This window comes from Chryseobacterium daecheongense (genome assembly GCA_027920525.1).
Lineage (GTDB): Bacteria > Bacteroidota > Bacteroidia > Flavobacteriales > Weeksellaceae > Chryseobacterium > Chryseobacterium proteolyticum.
The window spans coordinates 1,511,620-1,532,506 of the sequence record CP115858.1 but is presented as its reverse complement, the minus strand read 5'-3'; the positions used below and the strand labels follow the sequence as shown (position 1 = coordinate 1,532,506).

The window sequence follows — 20,887 nt, the reverse complement described above, 5'->3', positions numbered from 1 at the left end:
TCAATAATAAATAGTATTTAATGATTATTCTTTAATTTTGAAAGAATTGGTTTTCCAAAATGCTATTGAGCGGTGCTTATAAGGCATGCATTCTACATTGCTCTTTTCATGGGGCTTTAAGTCGATGGTGATTAGATTTTTCATTACATTTATAATTTTTGAGATAAACGGCGGGAAATGTCATAGCAGGATGCTGAACGTCCGATATATAGAACGATCGTCTGTTATGATGGAATAAAAATAATTAATTCTGTGATATGTTTAATAATAAAGGCGATTTGGTAATGATTTTTTAATAATGACTCTTTTTAGCCTTCAAATATCATTAAACACCTGAAACTTATATTTTTATTCTTATGAAAAAACTGGTACAATCTATGTGATAATAATTATAAATATTTATAATTATTTAGCAATATTAAGCAAATATATGAATAAAAATGTGATATTTCAATAGGTGGAGATTTGTTTTTTTAATATTACAAAAAGATAACATACAAATAGGGGTATATTTGGAAAAAATGAGCAGGCTGAATTGGTAGAAAATTCAGTTGATTTTGTATAAAGATGGTCACATCCATATCATAAAATCCGTACTCCAAATAATGCTAATTATCTGTTTCTTAAATTTTTATTCCGGTCATTAAACGGGTACAATCTGTGTTACTTCAATTGTAAAATGTTTACAATTATTCGGTAACGTCACGCAAATGTACAAATAAAAATTAAATATTTCAACGGGTAGGGATTTGTTTTTTGTATTACAAAAATATAATATTAAAAACGTCGTCTTTTTTACAAAACGAATAAGAATCAATTCGATGAATTGCTTCAATAATTTTGTACCAAGCTGGTCAGTTTAAGTGCTGATAATTGAACAGGGTTGCAGCAACAATATGACAAAATTATTGATAATAGGGATGATCAGGGAAAATGGATTGAAGGTAAGTGTTTAAAATTTTAAGTAATTTATATGTGTAGCATTGCTGTATTTAATAAATTAGCGGACTAACTATTTAAATTATTAATGAAAAGTTTGATAGTATGAAAAATTATAAAATTAAGTTTAAAAGATTTAGAAAAAACTTAGAAAGAGGAAAGTTGTTTCATAAGAATAAGATTTTCTGTCGAATTATGGTAACGACCTTCCTGTTCGTTTGTAGCTTTAGTTTTAGCCAGACCCATAATTCTGAATTTAATAGTTTGTATGCGCAAATACAGAAAAAAAACTTCTTTAGTGCACGTGAAATTTTTACAACAGCCAGGAAAAAATTGCCGGTAGAATACCAATACTTTACGGAAGCGATTCTTAATAATGCATTCAATAAGCCCCGGGAGTCTAACCTGAAGATTTTGAAACTGGAAGAGTTGAAAACAATAACGTTACCAGATTCACTACTGTTGAAAATATCTCATCTCAAAGAGGATAACAGTATGAAGCAATATGATTATGCGGGAGCAAAAACTGCGGTACAGAATACCCTGAAAAAATATGATCAGATATTGACAGAAGAAGAGAGGAGTGATCTGAAGAATAACCTGAAAATCTGGACGGCACTTGAAAAGGAGCCTCGTCAGAAAGTTACGATGAAAGGGAGTACAAACATGAAAATGGAAAAAGATGTGGCTAATTTAAAAAATCTCAAAGTGCAGATTGGTGACGATTTTATGAATTTTATTTTCGATACGGGAGCTAATATATCTACTATTTCAGAATCTGCGGCTAAGCGTTTGAAAATGAGGATTATTCCCGCAGGCATAGATGTGGATGCAATTACCGGTATATCCGTAAAGGCTGACCTGGCGGTTTGTGAAAAGTTTAAGCTAGGGAATGTCATCATAGAAAATGCTGTTTTTTTGGTGTTTGCAGATACTGCGCTTAGCTTTCCGCAAATTAAATACCAGATCAATGGCATTCTTGGATTTCCTGTTATTGAAGCACTTCGTGAAGTACAGCTGACACAGGATGACTATTTTATTGTACCGGAGGCTGAAACCAAAATAAGTAGTCCTTCCAATATGGCGATCGACGGTCTTTCACCTCTTATTTTTATAGATGAAAAACACTATAGTTTTGATACGGGAGCAGATCAGACGATGTTATATGCTCCCTTTTACCAGGAGAATAAAAAAGAAATCGATGAGCATTATAAAGTAAGTAAGATCGGCATGGGAGGAGCTGGTGGAAAAGCCGAATACGATGGATTTAAAATAAATCATACTTTCCATATCCTTGGAAAAGAAATCGAATTAAGGGATATCCGTTTATTAAAAGATAAGATCAATAAAGAAACCGTGTATGGAAATATAGGGCAGGATGTTATCCGAAAATTTAATAAAATGACGATGAATTTCGATCAGATGTTCATTAAGTTTGATTAATATAAATTAGAAAAAGATTTAGAAAATAATCCCTCCGGAAAACATCAGGAGGGATTATTTTTTTAGATCAATTATTTCGTAACATTTTGTTACAACGGGTAACAAATAGCTAAAATCTAAAGATTTGAAAAAGACAGATTTAGAATTAGAGTTTGAGCTCAGGCTAAAAGAATATAAACTTTTAATCTATAAGGTTTGCAGGATGTATAGCAATGATCCCAATACTATTCAGGAGATGTATCAGGATATTATTATTCAGTTGTGGAAATCTTATCCGAAATTCAGAGGTGAGTCAAAATTCAGTACCTGGCTCTACAGGATTGCTATTAATACGGTTCTGATGAGTCTTTCCAAACCGAAACGTTCTATTCAGATCAGTGATATTGAACTGCAGTACGTTCAGGTCTCCTATGAAGAAGATACGGGATTGAAAGAAGAACAGCATCAACAGTTGTATGTAGCGATACAACAACTGAATGATGTGGAAAAATCGGTTGTAATGTTGTACCTGGAAGATAAATCTTACGATGAAATGGAAGAGATTCTGGGGATCAGCAATGCAACGTTGAGAGTAAAGATGAACAGGATTAAAGACAAATTAAGAACCTTAACAAACAACAAATAAGATGGAATTAGATGTATTGAAAAACAACTGGAAAACAATTTCAGTAAATGTAGATCAGAACGAATTTGATATTATTTCTGCTACTAGAAAAGGGATAGCCTCCCCACTTGATGCCCTCAAAAAAAGAACAAAAAAGCAGCTGATGATTTTACCTGCTCTTTTCGTTTTTTTAATAATTGCAGGCATAAATGCAAATAAAACGGGAAACAGTTTTTTTATATGGGTGGCGGCCGCCATTCTGCCTGTAATGATCATTTATCATTTTTTTAATTTAAAAATGATCAATGGTTTGGAAACGTTTAATGGCCCGGTAAAGAAAGATATTGAAATGAAGATCAGGAAACTTATCAAAAGCAATGGTCGTTATCTTATAGCAACAAGGTTCATTTTTTTATTGCTGATCATTTCTTCGGAAGTTTTACTCAGATATAATAGGGTAGATTGGATTCAGGGACTTGACCTGCTGGCTAAAATTGATTTTCCTCTCAGATTATGTATATATGCGGCGATATTCGGATTCCATTATCTGATCAGTGAATACACATTTAATAAATATTTTGGACAATACCTTAAAAAACTGAAGGATGTATTAGCTGAAATGCAATAAAGGTAGCCCCTCTGAAATACAGAGGGGCTATTGTTTTCTTTAAAAGTGAAACTGTCCAATAATTATTAGCTGTAGCTATTGTTGTACACAAGATTCACAAATAACGGCTGGTGTATATCAAAAAATCTTAATAGTTATTGTCCAGAATTCTTTGAAGAACTAATTGGGCTTGGTTGGTTTTTTTGTTCTTAATCGCTTTAAATAATTGTTCATGCAAATGATGATTCATTGCAAAACGGCTGATTCCTTGCTTTTCTCTTGCAAGAAAAAAATTACGCATGATTAAGGTGAAACTGTAATATAAATCAGATAATACTGTATTTGAGGAAGCCTTGGCAATCGCTGTATGAAAAGCAATATCTGTATCGGCACAAAGCTGAGCGTCTTCAGCATGAATAGCCAGTCTGCGATTTTCTAAATATTGTTCGATCTCCTGAAGTTGTTCCTCAGTACGATTTTGTGCGGCCAATTTTACAATTTCCTTCTCCAGAAGTCTCCTTACTGCATTGACGTCATCAAAATCTGCACGTCTTAAGCGCTGCTCAATGCTGACCTCCTGGAAGCTGTTATTAACAAAAGTCCCGGATCCCTGCTGTACTTTCAGAATCCCTGAAATGGCCATGGTTTTAATCGCTTCTCTGATCGTGGAACGACCTACACCATATAACTTCATCAGTTCAGGTTCGGAAGGTATCTTTTCCCCCGCTTTGTATTTCCCTTGAGAAATATCTTTCTTTATCAGACTAATTACCTTTTCATAAAGTTTCATGATTCGCTAACTCCTTTACAGCAAACATACGACATTTCTGGTAAACATCATATAATTCCTTAGGATTCTGAGGTAGTTGGACTCGTTGAAAATATTATTTTACCATCAAACGCCTTTCAATACAGTTATATAAGTATAAAAATTAAACATATGATGTTTTTTAAAAACATATGATGTTTTGCTTTGGGATGTCATATTTAAATTTTACATTTGTTTTAATATTAATATAAAAAGATATGGCAACAACAAGACGTGGATTTCTTTCCGCAGTATCTTTATCAAGCTTTGGTTTGGTAACAGCATCAACAGGCCTAGATTTATTAATTCCAAAAAAGGCCGAAACTTCAGTAAAAAATGGGTCAAACGATCCCAAGGTAGAAGAATTGGAAGATTTTGTATACGACATTGAAAATGGAAGTAAGGGCTGGGTAGGTCCCGGTGGTACAGCCAAAGAAGCGACTGTAGAAGAATTTCCGGTATCGCAAAGTATTGCAGGAGTAATTATGCGGTTAAACCCGGGTAGCTTCCGTGAATTACACTGGCATTCAATCGCAGCAGAATGGGCTTATGTGTTAGAAGGAAGTGTACGTACAACTGTTGTTGCTCCGGATGGAACTACGGCAACAGATGATTTCGAGAAAGGTGATATCTGGTATTTCCCGAAGGGCCACGGACATTGCCTGCAGTGTATTGGTGATCAATCATGCCTGTTTTTATTAGTCTTTGACAATGGTCACTTTTCTGAATTTGGAACTTTCAGTTCCACAGACTGGATCAACCATCTCTCTCCTGAGATACTGGCACGCAATTCCGGATTACCGGCAAATGCATTTGCATCCTCTCCTCATAAAGAGCTTTATATTGGTACGGGGAAAATAGCCACAGCCAAAAAACCACAAAACATAGATCCCAATATACCTCCAAGTTATGCGGCCCATAAATTTCGCATGGAGACCGATGGTGTTTATGAAAAATATCCTGGTGGTTCTACTATAAAAGTATCTGCTCAGGAATTCCCTATTCAAAAGACTTTAACAGCCTTACGGATGGATATCGAACCAGGAGCAATCCGTGAACTGCACTGGCATCCTAATGCCGACGAGTGGCAATACGTTATGAGCGGACAGGGAAATCTGAGTATTTTTGGTTCACATGGACGGGTAAAAACAATGCCTTATAAAAAAGGTATGGTTTCTTTTATCAAGCAAGGTTTCGGTCACTATATAGAAAACACCGGCACTGAAACCCTTAAATTGATTATTGTTTTCAACTCTGACGAATATCAGGATATATCCTTGAATGACTGGCTGGCCTCTAATCCAGCGCAACTTGTTGAAGATCATTTTGGAATTACCCCAGCCCAGACGGCTAAAATAGCAAATCACAAAAAAGGAATTTTTTAGTTTTGGAAAATATGGAAAAATAAGGCTTCTGAAGTATAATCTCAGAAGCCTTATTAATAAGATGCTGTTTGGGGTGCATTCAGGTTGAAATAATTTTGATGATCCTAAAAGAACAAAATATAAATCAGGAGTATCAAAAATAAAGTCGTTGAGACTCAGTTCTTACCGACTGCATTCCTTTATTTTATCTGAGATTCTGCCAGGTTGAAGTTGTTTTACTCAAAAAATTAATTATATTTTTGATAATAATTAATTCTTAGGCATGCCGAATTGTGCCATATAACCCTCGATATTATGATGAAAAAATATATTACTTATCTGTTATTTTTTGGATTTCCTTTATTTGGATGCCAAAGCAAAGTGGCTGAAAATTCTACGTATCAACAAAACTGGATGCAGCTTGAACAGCAGAATAAAGCAATTGCTTTCGATGCTGATGTAAAGTTATCCGATGCTGAAATTGCTTTGGATCAAAAGTTATTTCAGATAAGAAAAGATTTCCTGGCCGGAGCGGAAAAGCAAAAAATATCTTTGTATAATAGCTCATTTAATGAATTAAAACCTCTGATTGAAAGCAGTAGATTATTTGAGATCTTTCAATCAATGCCTAAAGGAGGCTTGCTGCATACGCATAGTGGCGGGATTACGGATGCAAAATGGGTAATTGCTGCAGCAAGAAAATATAAAGAATGCTATATCTATGATCAGGCGGATACCAAAGATTTTATTTTCGGGCAGCTGGCGTTTTTTCAAGATGGGAAAGTCCCAAAAGGATTTGTCAGCCTTGATCAAAAATTGAGTTCCGAACCCGGCTTTGAAAAACAGTTGACAGAACTTCTTCTGCTGAAGAGGGAATCACTCTGTACGTACTCGGATTACTGGATTGAATTTGAAAAACGCTTTACAAGGATAAGCCTCCTGTTGCCTTACCGTCCTTTTTTCAAAGAGTATTATAAAAAAGGATTTGAAGATTTAGCGGCAAATAAAGTACAGCATGTAGAAATAAGATATGTTTTTGATGAATTGTACGATTTTCAGCATGGAAAATACCCTCTGAAAACTTCAGTCACAGATTTACAGGAAGTAGTGAAAGAGATACAGAAAAAGTACCCGGAATTCAGTCTGAAATTAATTTATTCAAGTTTTAAATTTTTAGACCCACAGGCTGTAGGAAAACAACTTGAAACAGCTTTTGAACTTAAAAAAGAATTTCCGGATGTTATTTCAGGTTTTGACCTTGTGGCCGATGAGGCTGCCGGGAATAGTATTTACTCTTTTCGGGAAGATTGGGCGAAGCTGAATGAACTCAGTAAAAAGTATGGCGTAAAGATGCCTCTTTTCCTTCATGCAGGGGAAAGCGTTTCTGTCTTTAATAAAAATATGATCGACATTGCATCACTGGATAACCCAAGAATCGGACATGGTTTGAATTTGATCTATTTTCCCAAAACTATGGAACTGATCAAAAAACAAAATAAGCTTGTTGAGGTTAGCCCGATCAGTAACCAGGTTTTAGGATATGTGAGTGATCTGAGAAATCATCCTGCAAGAGTTTTGTTAAGTAACGGAATACAGTGTTCCATTAACAGTGATGATCCTAGTGTTTACGGATACGAAGGTCTTGGATATGATTTCTGGGTTGCGTATATATATTGGGAACTTGATGTAAAAGCCCTGAAGAAGCTTGTTTTTAATTCGATTAATTATTCGTCTCTGAATGAAAGTGAAAAGAAACGGTCATTGACGTATCTGAATAAACAATGGGATGATTTTGTTAAGGAGATGAATGGCAGGCTTAAGTAATCAGATATACTATAAATATAAGAAAAGCATCATTAAATAATGATGCTTTTTATGTGAGTGGATCACAATGTTTCATTACTAGTCCGGATCCGGATAGAGTGGTGGACAGCTGTTAAGACGGTCACATTTCATATCAAGCGTCTCGCATTGTCTTGGTGTACACATCGGATAAGATAGATCCGGATCATTTCCTCCTGTAATTTTTTTCAGTTCTCTTTTGGTGAGCTTTTGGGATAAGTTTTTTAAGTTTTTCATAAAATTGGTATTTAGTTTTTATTTTTTTATAAAAAATACATATCCAATATACATAAATAAACTTTATTAAAATATGATGTGAGGAGCGAATGAGGATTACGTAAATTCCTTTTCAAAGTATTTAATAATGGATACAGCAATATAGGATTAATATTCACTTTTATTATGTATGATTCGATGATTCTTATGTGGTTCTCACTTTACTAGTCTTCTTTTTCCATTCCTCATATTTTTCCTTCATACAGTTTCCGCAAGGCCTATAGTTATATGTAAGCGCTTCTTCTTCGTTTTTAAAGAAAACACGGTTTTCGGTCTTCATTCTTTTACCTGAAGAACATGAAAGTAAACCATAAATCTTTGCTTTTTTATAACCACCAAGTGTTATAACGCCATTACGGATCATAGAGCTGAGCGCTTTTTTTCTTTCCTCGGAAGTCTGGCCGAGATCGGTATGCTTTATCATCTTACTGCTTGATATTGGTTTCCATATTTATTTTTATCTCAAAAAGTCTTTTAAATCGTTTTGATGGAGGTAAGACTTAACTCAATCCGTCATGGAGAATAATACCCAGGCTGTGCCTTTGTCCACTGTGAACCGGACTTACACCATGTTTCATATTAACCCGGTAATACCCTTTAGACCCTTTCACCGGACGGAAATTGGTTGTGAGTATCAGCATATCGCCCCGGTTGGGTTTTAATACATTAGCTTTGGATTGCGCACGGGGAATCTGCTCTGTTATAACAAATTCTCCACCTGTATAATCTTCCTCTGTCTGATCCAGCATAAAAACGATCTGCATCGGAAAATAAATTTCACCATACAGATCCTGATGCAAGGTGTTAAATCCACCTTCACTATATTTTAATATTAATACTGTTGGCTTTTCCTGGTTATGTTCCATACAGAGCTTTTTCATCTCTTTATGTGTGGAAGGGAATGTTTTTTCAATAGCAAGTTCCTGCATCCACTGATTGGCCACCGGTGCTATTTCAGCATATACCTGTTCCCTGATCGTGGTAATGAGTTCAGGTAAAGGATATTGGAAATATTTATACTCTCCCCGGCCAAAACGATATCGTTCCATATTGATGGTTTTGCGGTACGTGTTGTCTGCATTGTATAAAGCAATTAAATTGTCACATTCCATTTTTGTTAATATATCCCGGACAATCACAAAACCCTTATCGTGCAATTCCCTTTTTACTGAATGCCAATCCTTCGCAGCAAGCCTCTTTTCTATATCTTTCATATCATGATCTTTATGAAGTAAAATTAGCTTTACACAGAGAAATAAGAAATCCGAAACTTGCGGTATTGTACTAAAATTGATGTGGATTTTCTTTAACGATGCTATTGTTGCAGCCATATGGATATCCGCATCTTACTATTGCAGTATATGGTCAGTATCTATTTTATTTAAATTTCAGGCCTATCATGAGTATCATTGTGGTATCCATAGCGACTTGCTCGTGTCCACGTTTTACATGTTCAAAACCATATGCCTGATTGAGAAGAGCTGTACGTTTTATAGCAACATCCTTTTTACTATAAGGATGAGCTTTGTCCTCCTCATTGTTTTTCTTCTTGGCATGATTATACAATAGCCCTTCAGATAATATACGATCGCTTATCAGGAACGATCTATTACTCTGTAAGCGCATGTCGGTAAGCCTTTGTCCTGTGCTTGTGTCGACTGGTGACATGAAAGCAGGTTCCGATAGGGCACACCTCGCACAGGTATATTTAAGTAAAAGTTTCCCTTCAGACAAATAACCTTCAAAAGGTACGGACAGGTAAATATCAGCCGGCCGGCTGTACATTTGGTAAATGGCCGTCATAATAGCTGGTTCAGCACAGTTACTTGGCATCCAGTTTTCAAGCATAGTGATCCTGTTTTGTCTATTTTTATTGTCCCTATATTCGGGAGTTTGCAGGAAATATAAGCTGGATTGCATTGAAGGTGGTTTTATGCCAAGGCGTTGCATAATATCCACGTGCTTAAGTAACCTTTCGACTGTTTTTTCATAAGAATTACCGGCTGCATCTATGGGATCGGGGACTCCCATGCTGATATAACTATTTCTTTCAATCTGTACTTCTTCTAAATTAAATTTTTCACCATAAGGCCTGATACCAGAGGCTCCAAAGACGGGTCTGAAAGTTGCTCCACTACGATCTTTCATATGTCCCTCTTTAATGTACATAATACAAATACATCCTTTCCTGCTACCAGGTAATATGCCTGTTTCTCCTGTAAACAAATTATGCTTCATTAAAAGTTTGCGCGCATGCTGATGCATGATCTCATGTCTGTTAATTTTGTTGAAACTGTTGAATGTGAGCCACCGGTTTTTTGGGAAAATTGCTGCCAGGCGTGAATCACTAGGCAATAACATAACACCGGATTTTATAAGCGATATATAACGTTCATCAATTTTCAGAAACTGAGTAACTTCTTTGAACAGCTCTTTTTCTTCTTTTTTTATCCTGATAGCTGTTTCTTTTTTCTCATCTTCGAGGTCTTTTTTTGTTTTTTTTATTTTTTGGTCATATGATCGCTCAGACTTTCTGATTATTTTCCTCTTGTATCCTTCATGGGTACGTTGCCTGAAATGTATTGGTCTGGAACGTTCATATTCCAGCTGGCGAATTTGATCTGAGTATCTTTTTTCAAGTTTAGCCAATTCAATCTTAGGCTTATCCTCCATATCTTTCAGGTGAGACATAATAGTCAGATAATTGATCTTATAATTGTACATTTTTTTCATTCTGCTTAACTCAGCTTCTAAGATTTTTTGCTCTTCCGTATCGGGTGCAGATGAGATGTAATTTTGCCTTATACGGTTTATGTAATACAAATCCTCTTTCAGGTAAAAGCTGACATCTTTTTTTACAATCTTTAAGTCATATTCATAGTCCTGTAGTGATCCTTCTGAACCCCATTGAAATCTTTCATCGTTGTCAATATCCAGGCTTTGTAAAATAGTTCGTATCTGAGATAGTTCTTCCTTTTGCTTTACAAGTTTTTCTTTCATAGTATTATTTCTTAAGCGATATGTAATATTTCCATCTCTCCATTTTTGTGGTTTGATTTTCCATCTTATGGGACATTATGATTCTGGAATTCTATTGAACTGAATCCCGAAACATCTCCATAAACCAGGTTTGTATTGCTAATTTCCTATGAAAATTGAATTTGTGGGTCAGGGCATACCCCTATTTTTTGTAAATCAGGTGTTGGGTTGGGGTATCGTTTTCTTTTTTCTTAATGAATTGAGCATATAGGTTTTAGACTACCGAGGTATTGGTTTTACAATGTTTTACCATAAGAAAGATTTACCCCTTGAGAAACATAAAAAAGATAAAAAGTGATTGATGAATATGATTCAGGTCATAAAGTATCCGGTTTTACTTTTCTAAATTCGATGTGAAACAGAAATGATCTTCTCCGGTGTAAGGGATGATTTTTTTATTTTACTGACCAAACCAATTTAATTATATTATGAAAAATTCAATTTTAACCCTTCTTGCAGTTTCCACGATGTTGGCCTGTAAGAAAAGCGAAACAACGACAGTTAATCAACCGATGGACAGTACAGCAGTGGCTCCCTCCGTTGATTCACCAGCTGTTACTGCCGATTCTACCACTGTAACAGGCACTACCAATACCAAAGTCTCCCTTTCGGATCAGGATAAGAAATTTGCCGATGGGGCAGCTCAGGGAGGTTTGATGGAGGTAATGATGGGGAAGCTTGCCGCGACGAATGCATCCGACAAAAATGTAAAAAACCTGGGTGAAATGATGGTAAAAGATCACAGTAAAGCGAATGAAGAACTAAAAAGCTGGGCATCAACAGTTGGTTATACTTTACCAACAAGTTTAGATGCTGAAAAACAAAAGAAATACGATGAGCTGAAGTCTAAAAAAGGAGCAGAATTCGATCGTATGTATAGTGATCTTATGGTGAGTGACCACAAAGAAGATATTGTAGAGTTCAAAAAAGAAGCTGCTGATGGTCAGGAAGCTTCACTGAAGTCATTTGCAAGCAAAACCTTGCCAACTTTGGATCACCATTTAATGGAAGCACAAAAAACAAAATCCGGAATAAAGTAAAAATAAAGCCACAAATTGTAAGAAACGTAAATCTTAGAATGATGTGTGAACCGTTTTTTTCGATCCTGTGGCTTTATTTTATTAATCTTACGGAATAACAAATAATAAAAGATTCGAAAACGTGCAGTTTTCGAATCTTTTTATTTGGAGATAGATAAATACTATTTAAATACCCTGTTTTCATACAGAATATTGTCATCTTCATCAAAACTGATGATCAATACCTTATATTGTTTTGCGGTGTCATTATTGAAGAATTTAATTCTTGGAGGAACATAATCACTGTCATACAGATTAGGATTCCAGTAAAGTGTTTCCCTGGTATCATTTTCAATTTTCTTTGCAGGATCATCCGTATCCAGTGTTTCAATAGGAAATTCTGATGGTTTGTCGTATCCCTTTATAACCGATAGGTTATTCTTTTGAGGATCCTTCTCGTTACTTTTAGATTTCATATTGCCTCTCATTGTATAGATGAGTACTGCGTTACCGATTAGTCCGGAACCCTTAATAATTTTCACCATGGCAATATTGTTGACCGGAAGGCTGGTGATCATACTTGCATCGGTAGGAGTTTCATCCAGGTAAAGCTTGGCTTGCTGACCACGGATATAGGGCACATTGATCCCTGAGTTATTTCTCTGGAATGTTAAACCGGCAGCTCTTCCCTGCAGCCAGTCCAATATATTGGTTGATCCGGCGATATGTTGGTCCTCGTTAACGAAATCGAATATAGTGGAATTCACGGAACTAAACATTCCCGAGGATAGTTGTTTGTTTAATTCTTCTTTGGGATCCTTCTTTTTTCCTGTTAATTGGACTTCTTCAATTTGGACATCAATATGTTCCAGTTTTTTAATATTTTTCTGAGTGTTGATGGCTTTTGAAATGGCCGGAGGAAGTTTTTTATTCTCAGTGGCTGTTACCAATGTGTATTTCGTAGCCGGCAAGCTTCCTTTAAAGGGTGTTGGGATAACCAAGGGTTCTACCGTCACGAATAAATGATCATTTTCTGATTCCTTACCCTTCTCAGAATTTGCAAATACGGAAACGTTCAGGGGTTCATTAAAACTAAGATTGTTCAAATAAACATATCCCATCTGATCGGTTCTGAACTGATTGATACTGGGTTCGTTTTCCCCTAATTTCAGAACTACATTTACATTGGTATCTCTCATCAGGGCGTTGTCTTTAAGGGGTTTTATCCTGTAAGAAAGAAATTTCTGAGAATTGGCTTTAATGGCGGGAAGCGTTCCGCTAAGTACTGAATTCCAGTCAAATCTTTTCCAGTTTTCAGAAATAAGCAGGGCATCCAATGCTTCGGTATTAGCATTTTTAGAGAAGTATTGGGCTGGACTGTCTATTTTTGAAGAAAGATCTCCTGTTAACCAAAGGCTGCTCAGGATATTCTCTTCTTCAGTTGTGTTACTTCCGTCATCCTCACTTACCAGAACCGTATAATTTTTAAAATAAGACTCCGGTGAAAGGTCGATACTGTTGAAAGATCTTGGTGTTTCTTTTAAATTCTGGCCAACAATTTCTGCTTTCTCAATCTTTAAATTATTCGGTTTGATAAAGCAAAGTCTTTTTGCGACCAGATTGTCCTGTTCATCAAAAATAGCCAGCTGTAAAACACCATTGGCCCCATTGCTGATTTTTGTAGGGATCGTGCTTGAGACTTCACCGGTTGATTGGGTAATATTTGCTTTGTAAGCTAAGTGATTATTAATGGTCCCTACAATTTTATAATTCTGAAGCTGTTGTTTTAAATTGACTCCTTTTAAACTGTATTTTATCCCTTCATTCGAGCTGGAAACTTCTACATGGAGACCACTGTCTGTAACTTCGGGTAAATTGATGGTTTGCTTTTTTCCTGTATTATCTTCAATGATGGCCTGGTATTTTTTTCCTGATGCCGGCGTTATTTTAAAAGAAGCTACATTTTTATCAAGCGAGGTGAAAGTGGTTATAGGAACATCTGGATTTTGTACGTCTATTATTTTTCCACTCCATTTTTCCGGAAGAGAAACATTGCCATAAAGTCTTACAGCAAATTTTGTAGGTGTACCATTAATGAAGTTTCCACCTTCAGGAAACGCTTTGGCGGACCAATCTGAATTTTTAGCAACTTCTAATGCTTTAGTTGAGGTAGGATTGTAAACCGGAAGGGTTTTAACAATTTGGAAATCATCGCTGAAATTCGTCATGTACGGAGTATAGGCCCTTACAAAATAAACCTGCTCCGGAAGGTCTGCTTTAAGCTTGAAATCTCCGCTGCCTTCGCCATTGGTAAGAAGTACTGTTTTCCAGTCTATTAACTTCTTATCGGAATCGTACAATTCCACAAACAGGGTGGTGGATAATGTCGAACGGTTGTAACCGTCAAATACAAAACCTTTAAACCAGATCTGGTCTCCAGCTGCATATTGAAGTTTATCGGTAAGGAGGTATACTTTTTCCTGTTCGTAATTATTTTCAAGATTAGTGATTGCTTTTTCCAGTTTGGTTTGTGATAATAAGGGTTGAACCGTTGAAATCAGCATTAAAAAGAAGATATTTTTCATAAAAATCTTAGTGCATTTGTCCAATGCTAAATTACTCAATTAAAGATTCCGAATTTGATATTTGTCTTTTAACTTAAAAAATTAATGAGATTTTAATTAATTATGAGATTTATATATAAAATTTTGGTTATAAGCTTGTTTATAGTTTATTAATATACATTTTTTTTTCCTCTCTTTTTATTCTGTTCCTTGGTGTTTTAAAATTGTTTAATTAATTGTTTATCAGTATGTTATTGGATTTTATGATCACATGGTATTCTTTAATTTAAATGCTCTTACCGATTGGCTTATACGACTTTTAACAAAAATAAAATACAATAAAAGTATATTTATATTCTTTTATAAGTATATTTGTGTACTAATTTATTCAATATGAATTATGATCTTATCAAAACAGTGGTAGAGCTTATTCAGCAATTTATGGAGCAAAATGAAGACAAAGCTCTATACAGTAACGACATCCAGGGTTTTGCGGAATGGTTAATTATTTCGCATCCTGAGGATTCTGAATCAGAACCTGGATGGCTGGGGATGGAATCAGAAAGGAGCACCGACAGTATTATCAATACTTTATTGACAAGGATGGGGAGATATGCAAAATCTTACTCGCGATCAGCAACCTACCACTCCGTTTTTTCAAGCCAGGATGATTTCATTTACCTTATAAGCCTGAAGTCTGTAGGACCCATGACCAAAATGGAATTGATAAGACGTAATGTGCATGAAAAATCTTCGGGCATTCTTATTATTAATCGTTTGATCAGAAATGGCTGGGTAAAACAGGAGATTTCTCAAAAAGATAAAAGAACAAAACATGTTCAGCTAACACAGGAAGGCTTTACTGTATTAAATGAGCATATGGATGAAATCCGTAAAGCCTCAAGGGCTGTAGTAGGAAACCTTACCCATTCTGAACAAATGCTGTTCATTGCCATACTCTCTAAATTGGATGAATTTCATCATTCCCTTTACCGTATGAATCTGGAAGCCCAGGAATTACTGGACGCTGTCTATAAAAAGCTGAACTGATGAAGTTTAAAAGTCTGTGTTAAAATGATTAAATAAATGATAACGAATACCAATAGCTTAAGAAAAAGAATTGCCGTGATAGGCTCGGGATTTTCCGGACTTTCTGCTGCTGCGTATGCTGCAAAATCAGGACATGAAGTACATGTATTTGAAAAGCATCACCAGCCTGGCGGACGGGCAAGACAATTTAAAACGGAAAACGGGTATGTTTTTGATATGGGACCAAGCTGGTATTGGATGCCTGATATCATTGAAGACTTTTTCAGTGATTTTGATTATAAAGCATCCGATTTTTTTCAATTGGTATCGTTAGATCCTCAGTTTGAAATGGTTTTTTCAAAAGAGAAAGTCTCAGTTCCCGAGAAAAACAGTGAAATCCGGGATTTATTTGAAAAAATAGAACCCGGAGCTGGCCGGCGTTATGATCAGTTTATGCAGTCTGCTCAATTCAAATATGAAACGGGGATGAAAGACTTTGTGACAAAACCATGTTACAGCTGGCTTGAATTCGCTTCTTTAAAAATAGCGGGTAGTGCTCTGAAACTTGATCTTGTAAGTAATTTCAGAAAATATGTTTCGGGCTACTTTTCGGATCCGAAGCTCAGATCACTGATGGAATTTCCGGTTATATTCCTCGGTGCTTCACCGCAACATATTCCCGCATTGTACAGCCTGATGAATTACGGAGGATATGTCCTGGGAACAAAATATCCTATGGGAGGATTTTATCAGCTTGTTCTTGCCATGAAGAAGGTGGCAGAAAAACAAGGCGCAACTTTCCATTTTAACCATAACGTACAGCAGTTCAATACGGAAAAAGGCAAAGTTACTTCCATCAGGATCAATGGGGAAGACCGTGAATTTGATGCCGTCATTGCCTCATCAGACTATCATCATACCGAAACATTAATTCCTGAATCCCTCAGAAACTATACCGATGCCTATTGGAAAACCAGAACCTTTGCTCCTTCATGTCTCATCTACTATCTCGGTGTTAAAGGGAAAATTCCTCATTTAAAGCATCACACCCTTTTTTTTGAAAATGAGCTTGACGATCATATAGATTGTATTTATAAAGATAAGAAGTGGCCGTCAAAACCCTTGTTTTATGTATGCTGTCCTTCAAAGACAGATCCGGATGTAGCACCTCAGGATGGCGAGAATCTTTTCTTGCTGTTGCCTCTTGCTCCGGGAATACATGACGAAGAGTCTCTAAGAGAGCAATATCTGATGAAAATGCTTGCAAGAATTGAAAAACATACGGGAGAAAGCGGTCTCCTATCCAGAATTGAATACAAAAGAAGCTATTGTGTCAGCGATTTTATTTCAGATTATAATGCTTATGAAGGTAACGCGTACGGATTATCCAATACATTATCCCAGACGGCTGTTTTAAAACCTAAAATAAGAAACAAAAAGATTAAGAATCTTTTTTATACAGGACAATTAACTGTTCCGGGACCGGGTGTTCCTCCGTCAGTAATTTCCGGAAAAATTGTAGCGGCTGAAGTTAGTAAACTAAAAATAAATTAATATGAAAAAATTGTTTGATGAATTGTCTTACGAAGTCAGTAAGAGCACCACACAAAAATACAGTTCCAGTTTCTCACTAGGAATATTGGCATTGAAGCCATCCATCAGACCTGCTATTTATGCTATTTATGGTTATGTACGCCTGGCAGATGAAATTGTTGATAGTTTTCATTGCTATGATAAAGAGAGACTTTTGAAAAGATTAAGAGCTGAAACCTATCGGGCACTGGAAGAGGGTATATCGCTGAATCCCATTTTGCATTCCTTTCAGGAAACAGTTCGCAGGTATGATATCGATACAAGGCTGATCAGGCAGTTTTTACACAGCATGGAAATGGATCTTCATAAAATTGATTATAACTCGGAACTCTATGATGAATATATCTATGGCTCTGCTGAAGTGGTGGGTTTGATGTGTCTGCAGATTTTTACTGAAGGTGACAAGCAGCAATTTGAAAAGCTGAAACCGTTTGCCATGAAATTGGGCTCTGCTTTTCAGAAAGTTAATTTTTTAAGGGATTTGAAAGATGACTATCAGGTCCTTGGACGAACCTATTTCCCGTCTGTAAATATGTCTGTCTTTGATAACACCGTGAAAGGGCAGATCGAAAAAGAAATTGAAGGAGAATTTAAAGAAGCATTACAGGGGATTAAAAAATTACCGGGTTCCTCTATGTTCGGAGTATATCTCGCATACAGATACTATCTGTCATTGTTTGAAAAAATAAAGAAGACAAGCTCTCATCGTATTTTACAGCAAAGAGTCAGGATCGCTAATTCACAGAAACTTTTTGTTGCGTTCAAAAGCTATATAAGATACAAAGCTGCTTATTTCTAATTAATAAAAAGAATGTTACACAGATTATACAGGGAGCAACAATTAAATTGTACTATCGAATCGGTCTGGAATTTCTTCTCATCGCATGATCATTTTTCTGAAGCAACTCCTGAAGTAATGAATTTTCTGGTTGTTTCGGGTATTCTGGACCGGCCGGTTTTTAAAGGAATGGAAATAGAGTATAGGGCCTTTTCTTTTTTAGGAAGCCCGATCAAATGGGAAATGATGATTAGCCAGGTAGAAGATTATAAAAGCTTTACCGGCTTCCAGAAAAAAGGTCCGTATAAGTATTGGAATCATTTTCATGAATTCATTCCAAATGATAAAGGAGTATTGATGAAAGATACTGTAGATTATGAACTTCCCCTGGGGATCATAGGAAGAATAGCCCATCGGTTATTTATAAAGAAAAAGCTCGAAAGTATATTCGATTTAAGGTCCGGCGTTTTAAATGCTCTTTTTAACAATAATGATTATTAACATGAATTTTCTGATCGTCTTAGGTGTTTTTATTTCAATGGAAGGCGCAACATGGCTCATCCACAGGTATATTATGCACGGTTTTCTCTGGAGCCTGCATCGCGATCATCATGACCATAGTCATGATGGAAAACTGGAAAGAAATGACCTCTTCTTTTTCATTTTCGCAAGCCCGGCCATTGCTCTATTATACCTTGGAGTAAAACAGGAATTCAGTTATCTTTTTTTTGTAGGCCTTGGAATAAGCCTTTATGGAATGGCCTATTTCTTTGTGCATGATATTTTTATTCATCAAAGGGCAAAGGTCTTTACTAAGACAAAGAATCCGTATTTCCTTGCCATCAGACGTGCCCATAAACAGCATCATAAACATCTGGGAAAGGAAAGCGGGGAGTGCTTTGGTTTTTTGTGGGTTCCTGTAAAATATTTTAAAATGTATTTCAATAAAAAATGATGCCTTATACTTACATACTAATCAATTTTTTCACTGTTATCATTTGCTTTTTGGCTTCTTTTGATAAGAGAATACAGTTTCATAAGCTTTTCGGAAAGTTTTTGATTTCCTCTGCTATTGTGGCCATTCCTTTTATTGGCTGGGATATATGGTTCACTGCAAAAGGGGTGTGGTGGTTTGATCTCAGGTACACTATGGGATTTAAGATAGCCGGACTTCCTATTGAAGAGTGGCTGTTTTTTTTCTGCATTCCCTTTGCGTGTGTTTTTACCTACTACTGTCTGGACAAATTTTTTAATCTGGACTGGGCCAATGCTTTCAATAACCTGATCGTATTTGCTGCCGTTATTATCCTCAGTGTTACAGGACTTCTTTTTTATGACAGAATATATACCCTGGTAACGATCATTGTTACGATTTTTACCCTTTGTTATCTCCATTTTATAGGTAAAAAAGAATGGATAGGGAAAGCAAGCTTTGTGTATCTGGTCTTAATGCCGGGATTCTTTGCTGTAAATGGAATACTTACCGGTTCTTTGATTCAATCTCCGGTGGTGAATTATAACCCTGATGAGTTTATGGGAATCAGAATGGGGACCATTCCTGTCGAAGATGCTGTGTATGGTTACAGTCAGTTTTTGCTTATTATTTATTTCTTTAAAAAACTGACTGAAAGTAAAGAACAGAAAATTCCCAGCTATTAAACAAATACTATACTTTAATTGTAAAAGATACCTCATGGAGAAAGTGAATATTTTTTGGTTCAGAAGAGACCTTAGGCTGGAAGATAATGTTGGACTTCATCATGCCCTTACCTCAGGGTTAAAGGTTGTTCCTGTTTTTATCTTTGATACTGAGATCCTGGACCGTCTTCCGGATAAAAATGATAAACGAGTAGATTATATTCATCAGGCTTTGCAACGGATGCATCAGACTTTGCAAAAATACAACAGCGGACTTACGGTTTATTATGGTAGTCCCGTCAATGTTTTTAAAAAACTAACGGAAGATTTTACTATTGATGCAGTTTTTTGCAACAGGGATTACGAACCTTCAGCCATACAAAGGGACCAACGGGTAGCTGATCTGTTGCTCAAAAGCCATATTGATTTTAAAGATTTTAAAGATCAGGTCCTGTTTGAAGGCAATGATATTGTGAAGGATGACCTTTCTCCTTATACTGTTTTTACTCCGTATTCTAAGAAATGGAAGGCAAATTTGAAAAACGTAGACACTTTTACCATACAATTGGATCATTTTGCAGATTATAACGGGCCTTCGGAGATCATCTCACTGAAAAAAATCGGATTTAAGAAAACAGACCTTGAATTTAAAGAACCTGAGCTGAAAAAGAATATAATAGATTCTTACGGAAAATATAGGGATTTTCCAGCTATGGATCATACCACACACCTTGGGATCGCACTGCGTTTCGGAACCATTTCGGTAAGGAAATGTATACGGTACGCTATTAAGCATAATGAAGTCTGGCTTAATGAGCTTATCTGGAGGGAATTTTTCATGCAAATTCTGTATCATTTTCCAGATGTTGTTCATCATTGTTTTAAAAAGAAATATGAAGATATTAAGTGGAGGAATGATGAAAAAGAGTTTAAGGCTTGGTGTGAAGGTAAAACAGGATATCCTATTGTGGATGCCGGAATGAGAGAGCTCAATCAAACCGGATTTATGCATAACAGGGTAAGAATGATCACTGCAAGTTTTCTTACCAAACATCTGCTCATTGATTGGCGATGGGGAGAAGCCTATTTTGCTGAAAAATTATTAGACTACGATCTCGCAGCCAATAACGGGAACTGGCAATGGGCTGCAGGTTGCGGTTGTGATGCTGCACCTTACTTCAGGATATTTAATCCATATGAGCAGACTAAAAAATTTGATAAAGACACTAAATATATCACAAAATGGCTTCCCCCAGATTACAAGGAAGAACCGATTGTAGAACATGCAAAAGCCAGAGAAAGAGCATTAAAAACTTATAAGGAAGCATTAGCAGAATAACGAAA

The 20,887-nt window shown here is 36.1% G+C and carries 19 protein-coding genes; 13 read left to right on the top strand and 6 right to left on the bottom strand.

The window, feature by feature from the left end; genetic code table 11:
• Positions 1–1,044: 1,044 nt before the first annotated feature.
• The 3 genes from PFY10_06715 to PFY10_06705 all read left to right on the top strand — a co-directional run bounded on the left by PFY10_06715 (position 1,045) and on the right by PFY10_06705 (position 3,614).
• Entirely contained in the window at positions 1,045–2,382 is a 1,338-nt protein-coding gene (locus tag PFY10_06715) for a retropepsin-like aspartic protease (protein WBV58133.1), read from the top strand.
• 124 nt (positions 2,383–2,506) lie between these two features.
• On the top strand, positions 2,507–3,007 hold the full coding sequence (locus PFY10_06710; GenBank protein WBV58132.1) for an RNA polymerase sigma factor: 501 nt from the start codon (positions 2,507–2,509) through the stop codon (positions 3,005–3,007).
• A gap of 1 nt (position 3,008) precedes the next feature.
• The gene (locus PFY10_06705; protein WBV58131.1) at positions 3,009–3,614 is read left to right on the top strand and encodes a hypothetical protein; all 606 of its coding nucleotides are present in this window, start codon (positions 3,009–3,011) and stop codon (positions 3,612–3,614) included.
• Between the two features lie 127 nt (positions 3,615–3,741).
• Here PFY10_06705 and PFY10_06700 read toward each other — a convergent pair whose 3' ends face one another.
• Positions 3,742–4,383 carry a FadR/GntR family transcriptional regulator gene (locus PFY10_06700; protein ID WBV58130.1) on the bottom strand — a complete coding sequence of 214 codons (642 nt, stop codon included), beginning with the start codon at positions 4,381–4,383 and terminating at the stop codon, positions 3,742–3,744.
• Between the two features lie 236 nt (positions 4,384–4,619).
• Here PFY10_06700 and PFY10_06695 point away from each other — a divergent pair, with 236 nt between their 5' ends.
• Positions 4,620–5,786, top strand: a complete 1,167-nt coding sequence (locus PFY10_06695) for a cupin domain-containing protein (GenBank protein WBV58129.1) — start codon at positions 4,620–4,622, stop codon at positions 5,784–5,786.
• Between the two features lie 294 nt (positions 5,787–6,080).
• Entirely contained in the window at positions 6,081–7,589 is a 1,509-nt protein-coding gene (locus PFY10_06690) for an adenosine kinase (protein WBV58128.1), read from the top strand.
• Positions 7,590–7,667: 78 nt separating this feature from the next.
• Here PFY10_06690 and PFY10_06685 read toward each other — a convergent pair whose 3' ends face one another.
• The 4 genes from PFY10_06685 to PFY10_06670 form a co-directional block, all read right to left on the bottom strand.
• The gene (locus PFY10_06685; GenBank protein WBV58127.1) at positions 7,668–7,844 is read right to left on the bottom strand and encodes a hypothetical protein; all 177 of its coding nucleotides are present in this window, start codon (positions 7,842–7,844) and stop codon (positions 7,668–7,670) included.
• 184 nt (positions 7,845–8,028) lie between these two features.
• On the bottom strand, positions 8,029–8,307 hold the full coding sequence (locus tag PFY10_06680; GenBank protein ID WBV58126.1) for a metal-binding protein: 279 nt from the start codon (positions 8,305–8,307) through the stop codon (positions 8,029–8,031).
• A gap of 76 nt (positions 8,308–8,383) precedes the next feature.
• On the bottom strand, positions 8,384–9,097 hold the full coding sequence (locus PFY10_06675) for a 2OG-Fe(II) oxygenase (protein ID WBV58125.1): 714 nt from the start codon (positions 9,095–9,097) through the stop codon (positions 8,384–8,386).
• A gap of 163 nt (positions 9,098–9,260) precedes the next feature.
• Positions 9,261–10,883, bottom strand: coding sequence for a hypothetical protein (locus PFY10_06670; protein ID WBV58124.1), 1,623 nt, complete (start codon positions 10,881–10,883; stop codon positions 9,261–9,263).
• 467 nt (positions 10,884–11,350) lie between these two features.
• On the opposite strand from PFY10_06670, the gene PFY10_06665 reads away from it, so the two are divergent.
• Positions 11,351–11,962: a DUF4142 domain-containing protein gene (locus tag PFY10_06665; protein WBV58123.1), complete on the top strand. Its 612-nt coding sequence runs from the start codon at positions 11,351–11,353 to the stop codon at positions 11,960–11,962.
• A 161-nt stretch (positions 11,963–12,123) separates the two neighbouring features.
• Here the strand turns inward: PFY10_06665 and PFY10_06660 are convergent, their stop codons facing one another.
• Positions 12,124–14,526, bottom strand: a complete 2,403-nt coding sequence (locus tag PFY10_06660; protein WBV58122.1) for a hypothetical protein — start codon at positions 14,524–14,526, stop codon at positions 12,124–12,126.
• A gap of 372 nt (positions 14,527–14,898) precedes the next feature.
• On the opposite strand from PFY10_06660, the gene PFY10_06655 reads away from it, so the two are divergent.
• Genes PFY10_06655 through PFY10_06625 form a run of 7 tightly spaced genes read left to right on the top strand, consistent with a single transcriptional unit; the run spans position 14,899 to position 20,882 of the window.
• Positions 14,899–15,555 carry a MarR family winged helix-turn-helix transcriptional regulator gene (locus PFY10_06655; GenBank protein ID WBV58121.1) on the top strand — a complete coding sequence of 219 codons (657 nt, stop codon included), beginning with the start codon at positions 14,899–14,901 and terminating at the stop codon, positions 15,553–15,555.
• Positions 15,556–15,591: 36 nt separating this feature from the next.
• A complete protein-coding gene (gene crtI, locus PFY10_06650; GenBank protein ID WBV58120.1) occupies positions 15,592–17,088 on the top strand; it encodes a phytoene desaturase family protein in 1,497 nt (498 codons plus the stop codon).
• Position 17,089: 1 nt separating this feature from the next.
• Positions 17,090–17,926, top strand: a complete 837-nt coding sequence (locus PFY10_06645) for a phytoene/squalene synthase family protein (GenBank protein WBV58119.1) — start codon at positions 17,090–17,092, stop codon at positions 17,924–17,926.
• A gap of 12 nt (positions 17,927–17,938) precedes the next feature.
• Positions 17,939–18,406, top strand: coding sequence for an SRPBCC family protein (locus PFY10_06640; protein ID WBV58118.1), 468 nt, complete (start codon positions 17,939–17,941; stop codon positions 18,404–18,406).
• Position 18,407: 1 nt separating this feature from the next.
• Entirely contained in the window at positions 18,408–18,860 is a 453-nt protein-coding gene (locus tag PFY10_06635) for a sterol desaturase family protein (GenBank protein WBV58117.1), read from the top strand.
• Positions 18,857–19,564: a lycopene cyclase domain-containing protein gene (locus PFY10_06630; GenBank protein WBV58116.1), complete on the top strand. Its 708-nt coding sequence runs from the start codon at positions 18,857–18,859 to the stop codon at positions 19,562–19,564. Before PFY10_06635 ends, PFY10_06630 begins: the two co-directional genes overlap by 4 nt.
• A gap of 34 nt (positions 19,565–19,598) precedes the next feature.
• Positions 19,599–20,882 carry a deoxyribodipyrimidine photo-lyase gene (locus tag PFY10_06625; GenBank protein WBV58115.1) on the top strand — a complete coding sequence of 428 codons (1,284 nt, stop codon included), beginning with the start codon at positions 19,599–19,601 and terminating at the stop codon, positions 20,880–20,882.
• Positions 20,883–20,887 lie beyond the last annotated feature (5 nt).